Genomic DNA, 19,978 nt, shown 5'->3' with positions numbered 1-19,978 from the left:
CGAACAAGGCCCTGGAAGGGCTTGCCTCGGTCGCCTCCGCAGGAGCGGTTTGGCTGCTGAAATCACCTCAAGTTCCGCCCGGAAAATCGCTTGATCTTGCGGGTTGACTTTTGTGTGTGATTTTGCACGAAACCCTATATCTAGTGGTTCACTGCGATCGGGATACAAGATAATGCGGTATTGGGGGCTTTGCAAGGCGAGCGCCTGTGGATAACGTGTGCGTACTTTGTGAGTGAATGGTGGGTATTCGCTGTAGGCCTTGTGCCAAGTGGTTTGCAGTATTTTTCTGCAAGGTGACGCCCTTGGGCAGTTTTTTTCGGGCGCGAACCCTATCACAAAAAACGGTTCAGTCGAGGGGGCGGTGGGGGCATGTCTGAAGATCCTGGTTCCCCCGCGCGCGGTCGCCTGTAGGAGCGGGTTTACCCGCGAAAGGGCCGAGCCTGCTGGCCAATCTCCACCTGCCGTTCACCGTTGCCGCCGCCACCGTATTCGCGGGTAAACCCGCTCCTACACATTGATCGGTGGTGGGCACACATCGGGGGGTGGACCCAGGCCGTTGTAGCGAGCGTCGCTCGCGATGCGCCGCGCGGGTGGCGCTCGATCTCGCAGGCCCCACCCATCTACAGTCATACTCTCAGCTGCCCTGACACGATCCCAAGAACAAACAAGGCCAAAGTCATGGACCAAACCCTACCCCGCATCCTCATTGTCGAAGACGACCAGCGCCTGGCCGAGCTGACCGCCGAGTACCTGCAGGCCAACGGCTTCGAGGTCAGCGTGGAGGGTGATGGTGCCCGCGCCGCCCGGCGCATCATCGACAGCCAGCCCGACCTGGTCATCCTCGACCTGATGCTGCCCGGCGAGGACGGCCTGAGCATCTGCCGCCGGGTGCGCAGCCAGTATCAGGGGCCGATCCTCATGCTCACCGCGCGCAGCGATGAACTCGACCAGGTTCAGGGCCTGGACCTGGGCGCCGACGACTACGTCTGCAAACCCGTACGCCCACGCCTGCTGCTGGCACGTATCCAGGCCCTGTTGCGTCGCAGCGAAACCGTGGACAGCAAGCGCCAGGACCTGGCCTTCGGTGCGCTGCGTATCGACAACCGCCTGCGCGAGGCGCACCTGGGCGAGCAGTTGATCGAGCTGACCGGCGCCGAATTCGACCTGCTCTGGCTGTTGGCCAGCAACGCTGGCCGGGTGCTGTCCCGTGAACAGATCTTCACCGCACTGCGTGGCGTGGGCTACGACGGCCAGGACCGCTCCATCGACATCCGCATCTCGAAAATCCGCCCCAAGATCGGCGATGACCCGCTTCAGCCGCGGTTGATCAAGACCCTGCGCAGTAAAGGCTACCTGTTCGTCGGCGAGGCGCCATGAACAATTCGATCTTTCTGCGCATCTACGGCGGCATGCTGGCCGTGCTGGTGCTGGTGGCCCTGCTTGGCGTGCTCAGCCTGCACCTGGTCAATGAAGTGCGCGCTGCCCAGCACCGCGAGGGTCTGGCCCAAGGCACCTTCAGCCTGATGGCCGACAACCTGGCAGTGCAGAATGAAACCCAACGCAAGCGTTCGCTGCTGATCTGGGAGCGCCTGCTTGGCGTGCCGTTGGCGCTGCAGCCGATGAGCGCACGCAGCCTTGACGGCGGCCAGCGGGCGCGCCTGTACCGTGGCCTGGTGGTGGTCGAGAGGATTGGCCCGCATGCGGCGCAAGTGCTGCGCAAGGTGGGCCAGGAAGACCTGATGCTGGTCGCGCAGATCAAACAGATCAGCGAGCAGTTGGCGCGGGCCACCCTCTATTTACTGGCCGACGAGCTGGTGCGCTACCCGGTAACCGAACAGCAGCAGCGCCTGGCACAGATCAAGCAGGAAAAAGGCTTCGGCTTTGGCGTCGCCTTGCAACGTATTGAACGGGTCGGCCTGGACGATGACCAGCGGCGCCGGGTGGAGGAGGGGGACACGGTGATGGCGCTGGGCAAGGATGGTGACTCGATCCGTGTTTTCGCCGGGCTGACGGGCTCGCCATGGGTACTGGAAATCGGCCCGCTGTACCAGCTCAACCCTTATCCGCCGCAGTTGCTGATCCTGATTGCCTTCCTGGGGCTGTGCCTGATCGGCCTGGTGGTCTACCTGCTGGTGCGTCAGCTGGAACGTCGTGTGTCGGGCCTGGAGATTGCTGCCACGCGCATCGCCCAGGGCAGTCTGGACACCCGTGTACCGGCCGGCGACGCCGACTCGGTAGGGCGCCTGGCTGCTGCCTTCAATGGCATGGCCGAGCACCTGCAGCGTTCGCTGACCATGCAGCGCGAGCTGGTGCGAGCGGTGTCCCACGAGCTGCGCACGCCGGTGGCGCGCCTGCGCTTTGGCCTGGAGATGATCGAAAGCGCCACGAATGAACAGATGCGTGCAAAGCATCTGGCGGGCATGGACGGTGATATCCAGGACCTCGACAAGCTGGTCGACGAGATGCTGACCTACGCCCGCCTGGAGCAGGGCGCACCGGCCTTGAAGTTTCAGCGGGTCGATCTGGATGCCTTGCTCGATCGAGTGATCGAAGAGCTGGCACCTTTACGTGCCGAGGTGCGGGTGGTGCGCGGCGACTGCCAGGGCGCGGATACCGAAGGCGCCTGGGTCGAGGCCGAGCCGCGCTACTTGCACCGGGCCCTGCAGAACCTTGTCGGCAATGCCATGCGCTATGCCGAGTCCGAGGTACGCCTTAGCTTTCAGTTGGGGCAGCAACGCTGCCGCATCGATGTGGAAGATGACGGCCCCGGGATACCCGAAGGGGTCTGGGATCGCATTTTCACACCGTTCACCCGCCTCGATGACAGCCGTACCCGTGCTTCGGGCGGGCATGGCCTGGGTTTGTCGATCGTACGGCGGATCATCTACTGGCACGCGGGTCGGGCTACGGTGGGGCGCAGTGCCGCGTTGGGTGGAGCCTGCTTCAGCCTGACCTGGCCGCGGCAGCAGGCACCGCTGTAAAGGTCAGACGCTGACCAGACTCAGCAGGTGGCCGTCCTGCAGGCAGAACTGGCCTTGCAGCTCTGCGCCGTGTCGCCACTGCGGCGACAGGTCGGCAAGCAGGCGCAGGCGCGCCAGGCCTTCGCTGGACCAGTCCAGCACTTCGGCGTGCTCGAAGTAGAAGCGCTGACGGGTCAACGGGTAAAGGGTCTTGAACAGGCTTTCCTTCAGCGAAAAGGTCAAGGTAACGGTCAGGCCGAGCTGACGGCGGTCCAGGCGTTCGAGCTCTGCCGGGATAAGGATTTCACCCATAAGCCGCTCGGCGCGTTCGTCATCCAGCAAGGCTTCCTGATCCAGGCCCAGGCCTTGGCAGCTGTTTTCGTCGGCAACCACCGCGGCGGCCCAGCCCTTGCCGTGAGTGATCGAGCCATGAATACCGGCGGGCCAGATGGGCGAGCGGTCCTCATGGGTGCCGGGGACGTAGTCGCGACCGTCCAGGCGCTGCAGCGCGGCACGGGCACATACGCGACCGGCCAAGTACTCGGCCTGGCGCTTGGCCACCGAGCGCAGCAGGCTGGCACTGGGCAGTACGCCAGCGCGCTGGAAGTCGTCGGTTGCCAGGTGGGCAGGGTCGAAGGCGCAACTGACCAGCACCGCGCCGGGCAATGGGTGGGGCAGGGGCCAGTGGTGCTGGAGCGGGGCGCAGCAGGCGGGAAGTGTGTTCATGGCGGCTATTGTGCCAGCTGTGCAGGTGCTAAGGGAGGTGGCGTGGCAGGATGACTTACCGCAGCCATGAAAACATGGCGCAGATCACAACGATCCGTGTGGGAGCGGGTTTACCCACGAAGAATACACCGCGGTGGATGGCACGGGCTTCGCCCGTGTTCGCGGGCAAGCCCGCTCCCACACAGATCGCGCCAGCTTTTAGAAATTGAGCAAGACAGTTGCTGCTACAACGATTGCACAATCTTTTATTTGAACACCTTCTTGAAGAACGCCTGCATATCCGCCCAGGAACGCTCATCCGCTGTCTTGTTATAGCCAATGTCCGGCCCCCCATGCTCACCATGGCTCAGCCGATCGGCATCGGGGTTGGTGAAGCCGTGCTTGGCCCCTTCAATGTTGACGAACTGGTAGTTGACCTTGGCCGCATCCATCTCGGCCTTGAACGCCTTTACCTGCTGTGGGGTGACCATGCTGTCCGCCGCACCATGCTCGACCAGGATATCGGCCCGCACCACGCCAGGTTTTGCCGGGGACTGGGTGGCCAGCGCGCCATGGAAGCTCACCACGCCATCGAGCTTTTCTCCCCGGCGTGCCGCATCGAGCACTACCTTGCCGCCAAAACAGTAGCCGATAGCGCCCAGTTGATGCTTGTTCACATTCGGCTGCTTTTTCAACAGGTCCAGGCCCGCGTTGAAGCGCGCTGCTGCCGCGGCCGGGTCCTTCATCGCTGCGGCCATGAATGCCTGGGCATCCTGCGGGTGCTCGGTGTGCTTGCCATCGCCGTACATGTCGATCGCCAGTGCCTTGTAGCCCAGGGCGGCGAGATCTCTCGCACGACGCTTGGCATAGTCGTTCAGGCCCCACCATTCATGCACCACAACGATGCCTGGGCGTTTGCCGTCCAGCGCATCATCGTAGGCGTAGTAGCCGACGAGGCGGTTGCCATCGTCGTCCTGATAAGGAATTTCACGGGTCACTACCGCCGCTTGGGCGAGGGCGGCGCTGCACATCAGGGTCAGGGCCAGCAGGGCTCGCATGTTCACAACTCCTTGTTTTGTTCTCGGTTCGTTCAGCCGGGGTTCAGCCAGGGTTCAGTCGCGGTTCAGGGTGCCCTGATTACTCTAGCTTCCAGACCGAAACAGCGCACCCAACTGGAGTACCCAGCCATGAAAACCTTCAATACCCTGCTTGCCGCCATGGCCGTCTGTGCCGCTGGCATCACCACCGCCCAGGCCGCGGACGACAACTTCGCCAGCCTTACCTACGGCCAGACCAGCGACAAAGTCCGCAAGTCCGGCCTGCTGCAACGCAACACCGACCACCTCAATGCCGACGGTATTATCGGCAAGGACGATACCTGGGGTGTGCGTCTGGGCAAAATCAACGACCAGGGCCGCTACTACATGACCTATGACAACGTTTCGGGCGACCACAGTGGCCTGAAGTTGCGCCAGGAAAACCTGCTGGGCAGCTACGACTTGTTCCTGCCGGTGGGCGATACCACCAAGCTGTTCGGTGGGGGCAGCCTGGGTGTAACCAAGCTTACCCAGGACTCGCCAGGCGCCAGCCGGGATACTGACTACGGTTATGCCTACGGCCTGCAGGCCGGTGTGATCCAGGACATCACCGACAAGGCCTCGGTCGAACTGGGCTACCGTTACCTGCGCACCAATGCCGCGACCGAGGTGGGCGCACATGGCGGGCCGAAGGACGGCACCCTGCGTCTGACCAGCAGCGCCCAGACCTACCTGGCTGCTTCATACAAGTTCTGACGGACGAGCCGCGTTATCCTGTACTGGCCTCTTCGCGGGCACGCCCGCTCCCACAGGTGCTGCACAAACCTCAGAAACCGTGCAGTGCCTTTGGCTTCACAGGTGCTGCACAAGTTTCAGAAACTGTGCGATTGCTGTGGGAGCGGGCGTGCCCGCGAAAGGGCCGGTACAGGCAATACACATAAGGAGCTGCACATGAAACTGCTGGTGGTCGAGGACGAAGCCCTGCTTCGTCATCACCTCTACACCCGCCTGGGCGAAAGCGGCCATGTGGTCGAGGCGGTCGCTGACGCCGAAGAGGCGCTGTACCAGGCCGAGCAGTACCATTTCGACCTTGCCATCATCGACCTGGGCCTGCCCGGTATCAGCGGCCTGGAGCTGATCACGCGCTTGCGCAGCCAGGACAAGACCTTCCCCATTCTCATCCTCACGGCCCGTGGCAACTGGCAAGACAAGGTCGAGGGCCTGGCCGCCGGTGCCGACGACTACCTGGTCAAGCCGTTTCAGTTCGAGGAGCTTGAAGCACGGCTCAATGCCCTGTTGCGCCGCTCCAGTGGTTTCACCCAGTCGACCATCGCCGCTGGCCCCTTGGTGCTTGACCTCAACCGCAAGCAGGCCACCCTGGACGAACAAGCCTTGGCCCTGACTGCCTACGAATACCGCATCCTCGAATACCTCATGCGCCATCACCAGCAGGTGGTGGCCAAGGATCGCCTGATGGAGCAGTTGTACCCTGGTGACGAAGAGCGCGACCCCAATGTCATCGAAGTGCTGGTTGGCCGCCTGCGCCGCAAGCTTGAAGGCGAGCACGGTTTCAAGCCCATCGACACGGTGCGCGGCCTGGGCTACCTGTTCACTGAGCGCTGCCGATGATCCGTTCGCTGCGGGTGCGCCTGATGCTGGCCGCCGCAGTGCTGGCGCTGCTGTTCATGCTGGCGCTGCTGCCGGCTTTGCAGAAGGCCTTCAGCCTGGCTCTGCAGGAATCGATCGAGCAGCGTCTGGCCTCTGATGTGACCACGCTGATTTCCGCTGCGCGTATCGAGCATGGCCAGTTGCAGATGCCGACACTGCTGCCGGACGAGCGCTACAACCTGCCCTACACAGGCCTGCTCGGCTATATCTTTGACCGCGACGGCAAACTGGTCTGGCAGTCGCGTGCCACCGCAGAGCGGCACATCAACTACCGGCCGCGCTATGACGGGCGCGGCAACGAGTTTGCCCGCATTCACCAGTCCGATGGCGAAGAGTTCTTCGTGTACGACGTCGAGATTAAACTGCTGGGCGGGCAGAGCGCCGCCTACAGCATTGTCGCCCTGCAGCCCGTGAGCGAGTACAAGGCCACCCTCAATGGCCTGCGCGAAAAACTCTACCTGGGGTTCGGCGCTGCATTGCTGGCGCTCATGGTGTTGTTGTGGGCAGGCCTGACCTGGGGGCTGCGCTCGTTGCGACGCCTCAGCCACGAACTGGATGAAGTGGAATCAGGTGCGCGTGACGGCCTGAGCGGCGAGCACCCACGCGAGTTGCTGCGCCTGACCCGCTCGCTCAACCGTCTGTTGCGCAGTGAGCGTGAGCAGCGCACGCGCTACCGTGATTCGCTGGACGACCTGGCACACAGCCTGAAGACGCCGCTGGCGGTGTTGCAGGGTGTGGGTGAAAGCTTGCAGCAACGCAGCGGCGAGCGCGAACAGGCGCGGGTGCTGCAAAGCCAGATCGAGCGCATGAGCCAGCAGATCGACTATCAACTGCAACGCGCCAGCCTGCGCAAGAGTGGCCTGGTGCGCCACAGCGTACTGCTGCGGCCGTTGCTCGACAGCCTGTGCAGCACCTTGGCCAAGGTGTACCGGGACAAACGTGTGAACGTGGTGCTGGAGTTGCCGGATGCGGCGCAGGTACCGATGGAGCAGGGCGCGTTGCTGGAAATGCTCGGCAACCTGCTGGAGAACGCCTACCGGCTGAGCCTGGGCCAAGTGCGGGTGAGCCTGATGAAGGCGCCGGGGTATCTGACCTTGTGCATCGAGGACGATGGGCCGGGGGTGCCCGCCGACCAGCGCGAGCGCATTCTAGAGCGCGGGGAGCGGCTGGACAGCCAGCACCCGGGGCAGGGCATAGGCTTGGCGGTGGTCAAGGATATCGTTGACAGCTATGACGCCGAGCTGAGCCTTGGCGATTCTCCGCTGGGGGGCGCCGCGTTCAGAATCACCTTCAACCTGGATTGACTCGCAGCCTGTGCCGGCCCATCCGCAGGTAAATCCGCGAATGGGCCGGCACAGGCAATCCATAATGGGCGGATTTCCGCCATTCCTCCCTGTACAAATTCCGCCACCGGGCGGAAATCCGCCAATCCGTCCCGGGAATATCGCCCTGTCGTTGGGCATTTATCCCTAGCAAATACGGGCTTTGCACCCTTCATGGGCATTTTGGCACCACCCTTGCTATTGATCCTCGCAGAGGCCTGCCCAGGCAGCTCGAACACAACGACAAATCCCTCCAAGTGCAGGAGGGTTAGCGATTCAGGTGCCCCATTACCCTGGAAAGGGTGAACCGGCACACTTGAGGAAAATTAGCCATGACGACACGTCAGCCGCTGTACAAATCCCTGTATGTTCAGGTGTTGGTCGCCATCACCATCGGCATCCTGCTCGGCCACTACTACCCGGAAACGGGCGTTGCCCTCAAACCCTTGGGTGACGGCTTCGTCAAACTGATCAAGATGGTCATCGCCCCGATCATCTTCTGTACCGTGGTCAGCGGCATTGCCGGCATGCAGAGCATGAAGTCGGTCGGCAAAACCGGCGGCTACGCGTTGCTGTACTTTGAAATCGTCTCCACCATCGCGCTGATCATTGGCCTCGTCGTCGTCAACGTGGTCAAGCCAGGCGCTGGCATGCACATCGACGTCAGCACCCTGAACGCCAGTAGCGTGGCTGCCTACGCCGCCGCCGGCTCGCAGCAGACCACCGTCGGTTTCCTGCTTAACGTCATCCCCAATACGGTCGTCGGCGCCTTCGCCAACGGCGACATCCTGCAAGTGCTGATGTTCTCGGTGCTGTTCGGTTTCGCCCTGCACCGCCTGGGCAGCTACGGCAAGCCGGTGCTGGACCTGATCGACCGCTTCGCCCATGTCATGTTCAACATCATCAACATGATCATGAAGCTGGCCCCGGTCGGCGCGTTTGGCGCCATGGCCTTCACCATCGGCCAGTACGGTGTTGGCTCGCTGGTGCAACTGGGCTACCTGATGGCCTGCTTCTACATCACCTGCCTGCTGTTCGTACTGGTGGTGCTGGGCGGTATCTGCCGTGCCCACGGCTTCAGCGTGCTCAAGCTGATCCGCTACATCCGTGAAGAACTGCTGATCGTGCTGGGTACTTCGTCCTCGGAGTCGGCCCTGCCGCGCATGCTGGCCAAGATGGAGCGCCTGGGTGCCAAGAAATCGGTAGTCGGCCTGGTTATCCCTACCGGCTACTCGTTCAACCTGGACGGTACCTCGATCTACCTGACCATGGCTGCGGTGTTCATCGCTCAGGCCACTGACACCACCATGGACATCACTCACCAGATCACCCTGCTGCTGGTACTGCTGGTGGCTTCCAAGGGTGCTGCCGGCGTTACCGGTTCGGGCTTCATCGTGCTGGCCGCGACCCTGTCGGCTGTTGGCCACCTGCCGGTTGCCGGCCTGGCGCTGATCCTCGGCATCGACCGCTTCATGTCCGAAGCCCGCGCCCTGACCAACCTGGTGGGCAACGCCGTTGCCACCGTGGTGGTGGCCAAGTGGGTCAAGGAAATGGACGACGACAAGCTGGCTTCGGAATTGGCCTCCGGTGGTGCGCCGTTGATCGATACCCGCCCGACCGACGACCTGGGCGTGGCTGAAGGCCCGGCTCGTTGATAGCTAGTTGAAATGAGAAAGGCGACCCAAGGTCGCCTTTTTCGTGTCTGCGCGGTCCCTTGTGGGAGCAACTGTCTTGCTCAATTTCTAAAAGCTGGCGCGATCCCTGGGGGAGCGGGCTTGCCCGCGAACACGGGCGAAGCCCGTGGCCCTCAGCCCAGTACCACTTCCAACACCCGGATGACGTCCGGCTGCGGGTAATGCCACCTTACTTGCACGTCCCAGAACTTCACCCCGTACACCCGCTCGGCCGGTGGTATCTGGTAGGCCGGCCGTGGGTCCTGCGCCAGGCATTGCTCGATCAGTTCCACCAGCGGCTCGCTCAGGCGCAGCGCATGCTCGCGGGCCTGGAGCAGGGCGTTGTCGGCCCAGTGCACGGCAATTGCCACCGGCGCTGCGTTGGCCATCTGGTTGCTGGCGCCAGCGATGCTGTCGGCATAGGGCACATACGGCTTGATGTCCAGCACCGGCGTGCCGTCGAGCAGGTCGATCCCGGACAGCAGCAGGCGCCCGGGCTCCACGCCCTCCAGGCGTACCACCGACTGGCCGATACCGTTGGGCCGGTGGGTGGCGCGGGTGGCGAACACCCCTATGCTCTTGTTGCCGCCCAGACGCGGTGGTCGCACTTTCAGGCGCGGCTTTTCTTCCAGGGCCTGGTGGAACAGGAACAGCAGCCAGACATGGCTGACCTGCTCCAGGCCCTCGACCGCGTCACCTTGATCGAACGGCGGCAACAGTTCGAGTACGCCCCGGGCGGCAGGCGCCAGCTGCGGCTGGCGCGGAATGGCGAACTTTTCCTTGAAACAGGAGTGGACGATGCCGACCGGGACAACCGTATGCTGCATGGCCACTCAGCCGCGCACGCGCAGGGTTAGGCCCTTGAGGAAGTTGCGCATCAACTGGTCGCCGCAGGGGCGGTAGTTGTCGTGGCCCGCCTTGCGGAACAGCGCGCTGAGCTCAGGTTTGCTGACCGGGAAGTTGACCGACTTGAGAATCGCGTGCAGGTCGTCTTCCTTGAGCTCAAAGGCCACACGCAGCTTCTTGAGGATAAGGTTGTTGGTTACCGGCAGCTCGATCGGCTGCTGCGGGCGGCTATCGTCTTTGCCTCGGCGGTAGATCACCAGGCCATCAAGGAAGTGCGCCATTACCCGTTCCGGGCAGCGCACGAAGCCTTCCTCTTCTTCTTTTTTCAGGTAGGTGGCCAGCACCAGAGGATGCACTTCGAGGCCAGAGAGCCCGATGATCTCGGCCATCTTGGCGTCGTTCACCTTGAGCATGTAGCGCAGGCTGCGCAGGACGTCGTTGTGGTTCATTGCAGCAGAATCCTGTTCAGGTGCCGCGCGTTCCAGCGCGGCGTATTGCTTAGAAACGTTCGGAGGTAGCCAGGTAGCGCCATTGGGCCAAGGGCAGCTTGCCCATCGACACACCACCCAGGCGAATGCGTCGCATGCCTAAAAGCTCCAGGCGCAGGTAGGCGCATAGTTCGGAAATCTGCCCTGGTTGTGGGTTTTTCAATACCATGCGCAGGTGTGTCTCGTTCTGCCAGCTGGCCTTGGCCTTAGGCAATTCGCGGTCATTGCGCATGGCCCCACGCGCCAGGCGTTCCAGCGCCTGGGGGGTGGTTTCGCCGCGCACTTGAATGATGAACTCCTGTTCCAGGCGACGCAGGTCGGCCTCGATCTTGCGGGATACCCGCCAGTCCTGGGTAAACACCTGCAGGCCGCTGGCGCCACGCTCCAGCGGTGCCACGCAGGCCTGCCGGGCAAAATGCCCGTGCAGGGCGCGCACGCCTTCGCGGTGGGCTTCGCTGAGGCTGCCCATGTTCATGCTGGCGCGGGCGACTTCACTGTCCATGCCGGCTGGCTGGTTCAGCAGCAGGGTCACCGGTTCCAGGGTTTCGGCACGGGCGCCCGGCAGTAGCTCGACGCGCTGCTGCTCGACCTTGAACTGCGGTTGCTCGACCACCACGCCATCGACCGTTACCCAGCCTCCTTCAATGTACTGCTCGGCCTCGCGGCGGGAGCAGCCGAGCTGCTCGATGAGGCGTTTGGACAGGCGGACGGGTTCGGACATGGGGCAATTCGCAAGGCAGGGAAAGGCCTCCATTGTACCTGCCTGCAAGCGGTAGATGATGGGAATCTGTGTCAGATGCGCCATTTTGGACACGTAGCGCGGCACATTCAGGCGCCGCCTCAAGTCACTGTACGCATTAGCCTCATGTGCAGCAGAGGATAGGGCTGGCCCAGGCCGTCGGTTTCCGAACGGCCGATGACCTCGAAACCTTCATGCAGGTAGAAGCCCAGCGCTTTCGGGTTCTGTTCGTTGACGTCAAGGTACTCGGCATTCAGTTCGCTGATGGCATAGCGCAGCAGGCGCTTGCCTACCCCTTGGCCACGGTAGCCAGGTGCGACGAACAGCATGTCCACCCGCCCGTTGGCGACACCGGCGAAACCACAGATGCGCTGGCGGTCCTTGCAGCAGACCAGCATCACTGCGTCGAGATAACGGCGCAGCACATGTTCGCGCAGCAGCAGGATATAGCCCTCTGGCAGGAAGTCGTGGGTGGCGCGTACCGAGTCCTCCCACACTTGTACCAGCTCGCTGTAGTCGCACAAGCGCGGGGTTTGCAGCGTCAGTAGCGCAGACATGCCGGTGTTCCTCTGGGGCGATAGGGAAAACATAGCAGGTCAACCACACGTCGAGCCCCGGGGGGTGGAGGTTTATTGAACAGGTCGAAAGGGGCCAAAAAGTAGGGTTGTCGAAAGGCCCGAACAAGTTGAGAAAGTCGAGAAGGTTGAGAAAGCCGAATGCAGTTGAGGGCCGCCTGATGCGGTTCCACACGGTTTGACGAAAAAAGCCCCTGCACCGGTCATTCCCTATGGAGAACGCCGGGGCAGGGGCTTTGCTGGCTTCAGCCGTTTTAGATGGGTTCAGCCCACATGTCGTATTCGTCGGCATCCACCACACGGCAACGCACTTTGTCGCCGGGCTTGAAACCATGGTCGCCATCGATGAACACGCTGCCGTCGATTTCCGGTGCATCGAAGAAGCTGCGGCCAACCGAGCCTTGTTCTTCAACTTCGTCGATCAGCACGTCGATTTCCTTGCCGATGCGCAATTGCAGGCGGGCAGCACTGATGGCCTGCTGGTGGGCCATGAAACGGTCCCAGCGCGACTGCTTGACGTCGTCCGGTACTTCTTCCAGGCCCAGGTCGTTGGCCGGGGCGCCTTCTACCGGCGAGTACTGGAAGCAGCCCACGCGGTCGAGCTGGGCTTCGGTCAGCCAGTCCAGCAGGTACTGGAAGTCTTCCTCGGTCTCGCCCGGGAAGCCGACGATGAAGGTGGAGCGGATCACCAGCTCAGGGCATTGCTCGCGCCAGTTCTTGATGCGTGCCAGGGTGCGGTCTTCGAAGGCAGGGCGCTTCATCGACTTGAGCACTTTCGGGCTGGCGTGCTGAAACGGGATGTCCAGGTACGGCAGGATCTTGCCGGCAGCCATCAGCGGGATCACGTCGTCAACGTTCGGGTAAGGGTACACATAGTGCAGGCGTACCCAGGCGCCCAGGCTGCTCAGCGCTTCGCACAGCTCGAGCATGCGGGTCTTGACCGGGCGGCCGTTCCAGAAGTCGGTCTTGTACTTGACGTCGACGCCGTAGGCGCTGGTGTCCTGGGAAATCACCAGGATCTCCTTGACCCCGGCCTTGACCAGGCGCTCGGCCTCACTCAGCACTTCACCCACCGGGCGGCTGACCAGCTTGCCGCGCATCGACGGGATGATGCAGAAGCTGCAGCTGTGGTTGCAGCCTTCGGAAATCTTCAGGTAGGCATAGTGGCGCGGGGTCAGCTTGACACCCTGTGGCGGCACCAGGTCGATCAGCGGGTTGTGGTCCTGACGCGGCGGCACCACTTCGTGCACCGCGTTGACTACCTGCTCGTACTGCTGTGGGCCGGTGACCGACAGCACGCTTGGATGCACGTCACGGATGTTGCCTTCCTCGACGCCCATGCAGCCGGTAACGATGACCTTGCCGTTTTCCTTGATCGCTTCGCCGATCACTTCCAGCGATTCGGCCTTGGCGCTGTCGATGAAGCCGCAGGTGTTGACCACCACCACGTCGGCGTCCTCGTAGGTGGGCACGACTTCATAGCCTTCCATGCGCAGCTGGGTCAGGATGCGTTCAGAGTCGACCAAGGCTTTTGGGCAACCCAGGCTTACGAAACCTACCTTGGGGGTGGCGGGCGTGGTGGACATGACTAACCTCGGTATTGAATGCAGGTCGCCCGGCCGGAATCGGGGGCGAACTTGACGGGCGCTTTTGGCGCCTCTGATCAAAAAGTGCGCAATTCTAGCGAGCGCAAGGGCGCTTGACCAGCAGAAATACGACGAACGCTGCGCTATGCTTCGCGCCGTTGCGCCGGGGTGCCTTCAAGGGCCTGGCGGCAAAGTGATTACCAAGGGCCGTGAGGGCCGTTTGCAGGAGTGGTCGATGGTTCAGGCAAGCAGTCACGCTGAGGACGGGCACGAGGGGAAGCAGGGGGCGTCGCGGTCGGTGGGCCTGCTCGTGGCGGCGGTCGGCGTGGTTTATGGCGATATCGGCACAAGTCCGTTGTATACCCTCAAGGAGGTCTTTACCGGCGGCTATGGGGTCTCGGTCAACCATGATGGCGTGCTGGGGATCCTGTCGCTGATCCTGTGGTCGCTGCTGTGGGTGGTGTCGTTCAAGTACGTGATGTTCATCTTGCGTGCTGATAACCAGGGTGAGGGCGGCACCATGGCGCTGACTGCACTGGCGCGGCGGGCCACGGCGGCCTACCCGCGGCTGCGCACGCTGATGGTGATCTGTGGCTTGATCGGCGCTTCGCTGTTCTATGGTGACAGTATGATCACCCCGGCGGTGTCGGTGCTGTCGGCGGTGGAGGGCGTAGGCCTGGCCTTCGACGGTATCGACCATTGGGTGGTGCCAATTTCGCTGGTGGTGCTGGTGGCACTGTTCCTGGTGCAGCGGCACGGCACCGAGAAGATCGGCAAGCTGTTTGGTCCGATCATGGTTACCTGGTTCGTGGCGCTGGGCGCGTTGGGTGTGCATGGCATCTCGCAGAGCCCGGAAGTGCTCAAGGCGTTCAACCCGGGCTGGGCAGTCAACTTCTTCGTGGTGCACCCAGGCATCGGCGTGGCCATTCTCGGCGCGGTCGTGCTGGCGCTGACCGGTGCCGAGGCGCTGTACGCCGACATGGGGCACTTTGGCCGCAAGCCGATTGCCCGGGCCTGGTTCCTCCTGGTGCTACCGGCGCTGCTGCTCAACTATTTTGGCCAGGGTGCACTGCTGCTGCAAAACCCGGAGGCCGCGCGCAACCCGTTCTACCTGCTGGCGCCGGACTGGGCGCTGCTGCCCTTGGTCGGGCTGGCCACCATGGCCACGGTTATCGCCTCGCAGGCGGTGATTTCCGGGGCCTTCTCCCTGACCCGTCAAGCCATCCAGCTGGGCTACATCCCACGTATGCACATTCAGCACACCTCAAGCGACGAGCAGGGGCAGATCTACATTGGTGCGGTGAACTGGACGCTGATGGTGGGCGTGGTGCTGTTGGTCATCGGCTTCGGGTCGTCGGGCGCTCTGGCGGCTGCCTATGGGGTTGCGGTCACCGGTACCATGCTGATGACCACCATTCTGGTATCCGCGGTGATGCTGCTGCTGTGGAAGTGGCCGCCGCTGCTCGCAGTGCCGATTCTGGTCGGCTTCCTGTTTGTCGACGGGCTGTTTTTCGCCGCCAACGTGCCGAAAATCGCCCAGGGTGGTGCCTTCCCGGTGTTGGCCGGCGGTGTGCTGTTCCTGCTGATGAGCACCTGGAAGCGCGGCAAGCAGATTCTGGTCGAGCGCATCGATGAAGGTGCGCTGCCATTGCCATTGTTCATCAGCAGCATCCGTATTCAGCCACCGCACCGGGTCGAGGGTACGGCAGTGTTTCTGACTGCACGCTCCGATGCCGTGCCGCATGCGCTGTTGCACAACATGTTGCACAACCAGGTGCTGCACAGCCAGGTGGTGCTGCTGACTGTGGTCAGCGAAGACCGGCCCCGGGTGCCGGAACATGAGCGTTTCGAGGTGGAAGCCTATGGCGACGGATTCTTCCGTGTGTTGCTGCACTTTGGGTTCATGGATGAGCCGGACGTGCCTGCGGCGTTGAAGCTGTGCCATCTGGAAGGCCTGGACTTCACGCCGATGCGCACCACCTACTTCCTTAGCCGCGAGACGGTGATCGCGTCACGGCTGGAGGGGATGTCGCGCTGGCGGGGCAACCTGTTCGCGTTCTTGCTGAAGAATGCCAACGGCAACCTGCGCTTCTTCAACCTGCCGTTGAACCGGGTGATCGAGCTGGGAACGCAGGTCGAGATCTGAGTGGTTCATACAGCACTGTCAGGGCCGCAGGGCGGCCCTGATGTTTGTCAATTCTGCTCAGTTACGCGGGACTTGCCCTGGCGAGTCTCGATCTCGCCAATCAACCGCTTGGCGAGTGCCGGGTAGTTCTCGTCGAAGTGGTGCCCGCCAGGCAGTTTCAGGCGCTCACCGACTGCTGTGTTTTCCGTGCAACCGCTCTCGTCTGTTTCCTCTACGCCATACACGCAGACGACCTTGGACGTTGGCAGCTTGGCCATTTCCGGCCCGGTTGGGGCTTCCTGGCCTTCCTTGCCCAGCCAACCCTCGACCTCGATCTCGAAGCTGCCACTGCGCGCGAAGGCTAACAGCATCACCGCGTCGATACGCTGCTGGTCCTCGACTGGCAGGCGGTTGTAGATCGCCGGCAGCACGTCGGCGCCGAACGAATAGCCGGTCAATACGAAGCGCTTGGTACCCCACTTCTGCCGGTAGTGATGCATCAGCTCGGAAAGGTCGGCGGCGCTTTGTACCGGGGTCTTGTGCTGCCAGTAGTAGCGTAGCGTGTCGATGCCCACCACCGGGTAACCCAGCTTGGCCATCTCCCCGGCCACGTCGCGGTCCAGGTCGCGCCAGCCGCCATCACCAGAGAGGAACAAGGTGACCGTGTCTGTCGTTTGCCCGGCCGGCACCTCGACCACCGGCATGGCCAGTGCGTTACCGTCGTGGCCGACCAAGGCTTGGGTCAGTTGCGCCTTGAGCACTTGTGGCAAGTGGATGTCGTAGTCGCTGATGCTGGTTTCGGCGTTGGCCTGGTCGCGCACGAAGGCGGCGCTGGCGTCATCCGGGTTGTCGTTCCAGGCGACGTTCCAGTGGCCATGGGCCGCCGACTTGGGCAGCGGTGCCCGGCAGCCAGGCTGTTCGAGGGTGAAGCCCACGGAAATGGCCCGCGCCTGGTCATCGTTCTGGCTTGCCAGCCAACGCCAGGCCTGAGCGGCACCGGGGCCGATACCGGCGACCAAGGTTGGTTTTTCCTGCAGTTGGGCCAGCGCCTGGTCCATGGCCTGTTGCTGCTTGCTGCAATCATTAGGGGGCAGAGTCACCTGCACCAGCTGGGCTTCACCGGCCTGGCTCAGGTCGAGCAGTTGCTTGCCCGTCAGTGCCTGGTCCTGTGGCACACCGATGGCCACCCGGACCTTGGGGGGCACGCCAGGGGTAACAAGGGTGATGCTGGTGTCATTGATGCTCATTTGTTCCAGGCGTGCCTCGGGGGCCGGGCGCGTCCACAGCCAGAAGGCCAGCGCGCCACCCAAGGCGGCCAGCAGCAGGGGAACCAGCAGGTACAGCCAAAAGCGTCGGGTCATCAGCGTTTCACCAATCCAGTCAGGCCGCCTGCAATCAGGGCGGCGGTGTCGGCCAGTGCCACCAGCGGGTCGAGCCCGGCTGGCACGGCCATGTAGCGGGGTTCCCAGTCCGGCTGGAACTTGTCCTTGAAGCGTCGAAGCCCCTGGAAGTTGTAAAGCTGTTCACCACGGCGGAACACCAGTGAACCCAAGCGCTGGGTCAAGGGGGCGCCACGCCTTGGTTGCAGACCGGACAGCGGTACCATGCCCAGGCTGAAACGCCCGTAGTCATGGCTTTTGTAGTGCAGGATCAAGCCGATCATCATGAACTCCATGGTCAGCTTTGGCGCTTCGGGGTGCGCACGCATCAGGTCGAGGCTGGCCAGCTCGTTTCCATGGGTCTCCAGCAAGTTGGCGAAAGCTACCGGGCGGCCCTGGAAGCGAATCAGGGCTATGCGGAAGTGCTGCAGGTAGTCCGGGCTGAAGCGTCCCAGCGAGAAGCCTTTCTCGCGCACGCTCTTGCCGCCGAGCCAGGCATCGGAAATTTCCTTCAGCTCAGCCAGCGGGGCGTGGCCGGGCTCATGGATCTCCAGGCTCAGGCCATCGCGTCCGCCGCGGTTCCAGGTGTAGCGCAGGTCTTTCATCTCCTTGCCTTTGGCTTCAAGGTCGAAGCGGCGCAAGTCGACCCGGGCTTCTTCACCCAGCTTCAATGCGGTCAGGCCGATGTCCATGTAGAACGGCAGGTTCTCCGCGCGCACCTGGTAGAACACTGGCCGTGCGTGGTGCAGGTCGCACAGGTCGCGGAACTGCCAGATCATTTCGGCGCGCTCCTGGGCTGGGCCTATCGGGTCGTACAGCGCCACCAGGCTGCGGCCGCGCCGGGCGTACATGAGGAACGCGTTATCACGCGGGTGGAACAGCAACGCCTTGTCGCCAGTCAGCGCCAAGCCACCGTCTGGCTGGTCGGAGGCCTGCAGGATACGGTTGGCGCGTTGCAGCTCTTCTTCATCGGGCAGGTGGATCACCGGCGGCGCTGTGCGCAGCAGCCACGTCAGAGCCACGGCAGCCAGCAGCAAGGCACTGCCCATGGCAGCGCGCAGGCCCCGTGGTGCGTCGGCATCCAGGGTGAACTGCCACCATAGCTGATGGCTGTAAGGGACATCCTGGTAAGCGAACAGCAGCAGCCACACCGATGCGCCTACTGCACAGGCGCTGGCCACCAGGAACACCGGCGAGAAGGGTAGCTCCAGCAGGCGGCTGGGGCGATAGAACGAGCGGCGGAACAGAGCGAGCAGGGCGGCGGTAAAGGTCAGCAGGCAAGCCTCTTCCCAGTCAAAACCCTTCAACAGCGACAGCAGGGCGCCGACCAGCAACAGCACGGTGGTCAGTAGCCAGGCGGCGGACAGGCGCCGACGCAGGCCTTGGGCCAGCAGCAGGCATAGCACACCGATCAGGCTGGCGCCGAAATGAGAGGCATCGATCAGCCGGTGTGGCACCAGGAAGCCCATGTGCTCCAGGCGCGTGTCTATCTCGGGCGTGGCACCGGAAAACAGCAGCACCATGCCGGACAGGAACACCAGAATAGACAGGACCGGTGCGGCCAGACCCGAAGCGGCCTTGATGGCCTGTTGTGCAAACAGCAGGCGCCGGGCTTCATTGGCCAGCAGCAACACGCAGGCCAGCAGCAGTGGCAATACCACATAAATCAGCCGGTACAGCAGCAAGGCAGCGGCCAGCGGTGCGGCACCGAGTTGGTCGGCAAAGGCCGCCAGCAGGATCGCTTCGAATACCCCGACGCCGCCCGGTACGTGGCTGAGCACGCCCGCAGCCAAGGCCAGCAGGTATACCAGTACGAATGCGCCGAAAGGAGGGGCTTCTGGCAGCAACAGGTAGAGCACGGTGGCAGCCGCCCCTACATCCAGCGCGGTAATGAGCAGTTGCAGGGCCGCCAGGCGCGCATTGGGCAGGCGAAGTGTGCGCCGGCCCAGTTGAACGAGCAGGTTATCGGACAACGGTTGCTCGGCCAGGCGTCGGCGGTACAAGCCAATGACCAGCAAGGCAGACAGCACCAGCACGGCGCTGGCGACAGCTGCCAGCAGGCCGGGCGCCAACCCGAGAGCTGTCGAGGCCGCCGGCAGGTTGCTCAATGTCGCCAGGGCGGCCAGGGGCGGCAGCGCGCAGCCCAGTGACAGGCTGGCAAACACAGTCATGCGTGCGACTTCGCCAGCACCCAGCCCCAGGCGTGCGTACAGGCGATAGCGAACCGAGCCGCCAGAGAGCATCGACAGGCCGATGGCGTTGCCGATGGCAAAGGCGCTGAAGCCGCCCAGTACCAAGCTGCGTGCTGGCAGCTTCACGCCGGCATAGCGGCTGGCCGACCACTCGTAGCCCAGCAGGATCACAAAGCCGACCCCCGTTGCCAGCAAGGCGCCCAGCAATGACTGGGTCGGCACGCTGAGCATGGCATCGTGCAAGGCATAGATGTCCAGTTCGTTCAGCAGGTGGCGGCAGGCAATCAAGGCCATCGTGAACAATAACAGGGTCACCATCAGGCTTATGGGCTGGCGGTAGCGGCTCAGGCGTTCGAGTAAGGGCAGACGCTGCACAGCACCGGGTAGTGCCGTAGCGAGTGGCACCGCAGGTTCGGGATTGTGCGAAGTCATGAGTTGCCCCGGGCATGCAGCGCGAGGTGAGGGAAAGGTGCGGCCAAGTGAAAGTCCCTTAGGAAAACGTATCCAATGGTACTCCGGCCTCAGGCGTTTGCAGCGGCTTGGCAGGGTTAAAGATAGTTCATCCAGGGCGCGACATCTCAAGCCTGCGGAGTGGCATGAGGGAAGGGAAAATCGAGGTGGCAAAAGTCAGGAGGGTAAAAAGCAACAAACCCCGCGCTGCTTACACAGGCGGGGTTTGTTCT

Annotated in this window: 16 protein-coding genes; 7 read left to right on the top strand and 9 right to left on the bottom strand. The window is 62.9% G+C overall.

What is annotated here, in order from left to right:
• Positions 1–678: 678 nt before the first annotated feature.
• Together ACF8EF_RS16320 and ACF8EF_RS16315 are read left to right on the top strand one after the other, a co-directional pair.
• Positions 679–1,377 (top strand): response regulator transcription factor, encoded by a 699-nt coding sequence (locus tag ACF8EF_RS16320; RefSeq protein WP_176685117.1) that lies wholly within the window; start codon positions 679–681, stop codon positions 1,375–1,377.
• A complete protein-coding gene (locus ACF8EF_RS16315; RefSeq protein WP_176685116.1) occupies positions 1,374–2,981 on the top strand; it encodes an ATP-binding protein in 1,608 nt (535 codons plus the stop codon). Before ACF8EF_RS16320 ends, ACF8EF_RS16315 begins: the two co-directional genes overlap by 4 nt.
• 3 nt (positions 2,982–2,984) lie before the next feature.
• On the opposite strand, the gene ACF8EF_RS16310 is transcribed toward ACF8EF_RS16315, so the two are convergent.
• Both ACF8EF_RS16310 and ACF8EF_RS16305 read right to left on the bottom strand, forming a co-directional pair.
• Positions 2,985–3,686, bottom strand: a complete 702-nt coding sequence (locus ACF8EF_RS16310; protein WP_176685115.1) for a 4'-phosphopantetheinyl transferase — start codon at positions 3,684–3,686, stop codon at positions 2,985–2,987.
• Between the two features lie 245 nt (positions 3,687–3,931).
• Positions 3,932–4,723, bottom strand: a complete 792-nt coding sequence (locus ACF8EF_RS16305; RefSeq protein WP_392529207.1) for a dienelactone hydrolase family protein — start codon at positions 4,721–4,723, stop codon at positions 3,932–3,934.
• 129 nt (positions 4,724–4,852) lie between these two features.
• Between ACF8EF_RS16305 and ACF8EF_RS16300 the strand changes: the two genes are divergently transcribed.
• The 4 genes from ACF8EF_RS16300 to ACF8EF_RS16285 all read left to right on the top strand — a co-directional run bounded on the left by ACF8EF_RS16300 (position 4,853) and on the right by ACF8EF_RS16285 (position 9,347).
• Positions 4,853–5,458, top strand: coding sequence for an outer membrane beta-barrel protein (locus ACF8EF_RS16300; protein ID WP_010952338.1), 606 nt, complete (start codon positions 4,853–4,855; stop codon positions 5,456–5,458).
• Positions 5,459–5,653: 195 nt separating this feature from the next.
• Complete coding sequence (locus ACF8EF_RS16295) at positions 5,654–6,331, top strand: response regulator (protein WP_176685113.1); 678 nt, start codon at positions 5,654–5,656, stop codon at positions 6,329–6,331.
• Complete coding sequence (locus tag ACF8EF_RS16290; protein WP_176685112.1) at positions 6,328–7,674, top strand: ATP-binding protein; 1,347 nt, start codon at positions 6,328–6,330, stop codon at positions 7,672–7,674. Before ACF8EF_RS16295 ends, ACF8EF_RS16290 begins: the two co-directional genes overlap by 4 nt.
• A 350-nt stretch (positions 7,675–8,024) precedes the next feature.
• Complete coding sequence (locus tag ACF8EF_RS16285) at positions 8,025–9,347, top strand: dicarboxylate/amino acid:cation symporter (RefSeq protein WP_021783312.1); 1,323 nt, start codon at positions 8,025–8,027, stop codon at positions 9,345–9,347.
• A 152-nt stretch (positions 9,348–9,499) separates the two neighbouring features.
• Here the strand turns inward: ACF8EF_RS16285 and tsaA are convergent, their stop codons facing one another.
• From tsaA to rimO, 5 genes are all read right to left on the bottom strand, one after another.
• Positions 9,500–10,192 (bottom strand): tRNA (N6-threonylcarbamoyladenosine(37)-N6)-methyltransferase TrmO, encoded by a 693-nt coding sequence (gene tsaA, locus ACF8EF_RS16280; RefSeq protein WP_392461652.1) that lies wholly within the window; start codon positions 10,190–10,192, stop codon positions 9,500–9,502.
• A gap of 6 nt (positions 10,193–10,198) precedes the next feature.
• Positions 10,199–10,660, bottom strand: a complete 462-nt coding sequence (locus tag ACF8EF_RS16275; RefSeq protein WP_003254807.1) for a DUF1456 family protein — start codon at positions 10,658–10,660, stop codon at positions 10,199–10,201.
• Between the two features lie 49 nt (positions 10,661–10,709).
• Positions 10,710–11,420 (bottom strand): rRNA pseudouridine synthase, encoded by a 711-nt coding sequence (locus ACF8EF_RS16270; RefSeq protein ID WP_339443516.1) that lies wholly within the window; start codon positions 11,418–11,420, stop codon positions 10,710–10,712.
• Between the two features lie 119 nt (positions 11,421–11,539).
• Positions 11,540–11,995 (bottom strand): GNAT family N-acetyltransferase, encoded by a 456-nt coding sequence (locus ACF8EF_RS16265; protein WP_176685110.1) that lies wholly within the window; start codon positions 11,993–11,995, stop codon positions 11,540–11,542.
• A gap of 272 nt (positions 11,996–12,267) precedes the next feature.
• Positions 12,268–13,599 (bottom strand): 30S ribosomal protein S12 methylthiotransferase RimO, encoded by a 1,332-nt coding sequence (gene rimO, locus ACF8EF_RS16260; RefSeq protein WP_021783321.1) that lies wholly within the window; start codon positions 13,597–13,599, stop codon positions 12,268–12,270.
• A 235-nt stretch (positions 13,600–13,834) separates the two neighbouring features.
• Here rimO and ACF8EF_RS16255 point away from each other — a divergent pair, with 235 nt between their 5' ends.
• The gene (locus ACF8EF_RS16255; RefSeq protein WP_392461650.1) at positions 13,835–15,745 is read left to right on the top strand and encodes a potassium transporter Kup; all 1,911 of its coding nucleotides are present in this window, start codon (positions 13,835–13,837) and stop codon (positions 15,743–15,745) included.
• A 47-nt stretch (positions 15,746–15,792) separates the two neighbouring features.
• On the opposite strand, the gene ACF8EF_RS16250 is transcribed toward ACF8EF_RS16255, so the two are convergent.
• The gene (locus ACF8EF_RS16250; protein WP_392461648.1) at positions 15,793–17,085 is read right to left on the bottom strand and encodes a virulence factor family protein; all 1,293 of its coding nucleotides are present in this window, start codon (positions 17,083–17,085) and stop codon (positions 15,793–15,795) included.
• Positions 17,085–19,727, bottom strand: coding sequence for a bifunctional lysylphosphatidylglycerol flippase/synthetase MprF (gene mprF / locus ACF8EF_RS16245; protein ID WP_392461646.1), 2,643 nt, complete (start codon positions 19,725–19,727; stop codon positions 17,085–17,087). The genes ACF8EF_RS16250 and mprF overlap by 1 nt, the downstream gene beginning before the upstream one ends.
• Positions 19,728–19,978 lie beyond the last annotated feature (251 nt).

It is taken from the genome of Pseudomonas sp. zjy_15 (assembly GCF_043101865.1).
Lineage (GTDB): Bacteria > Pseudomonadota > Gammaproteobacteria > Pseudomonadales > Pseudomonadaceae > Aquipseudomonas > Aquipseudomonas putida_Y.
This window is presented reverse-complemented; position numbering and strand designations above follow the sequence as displayed.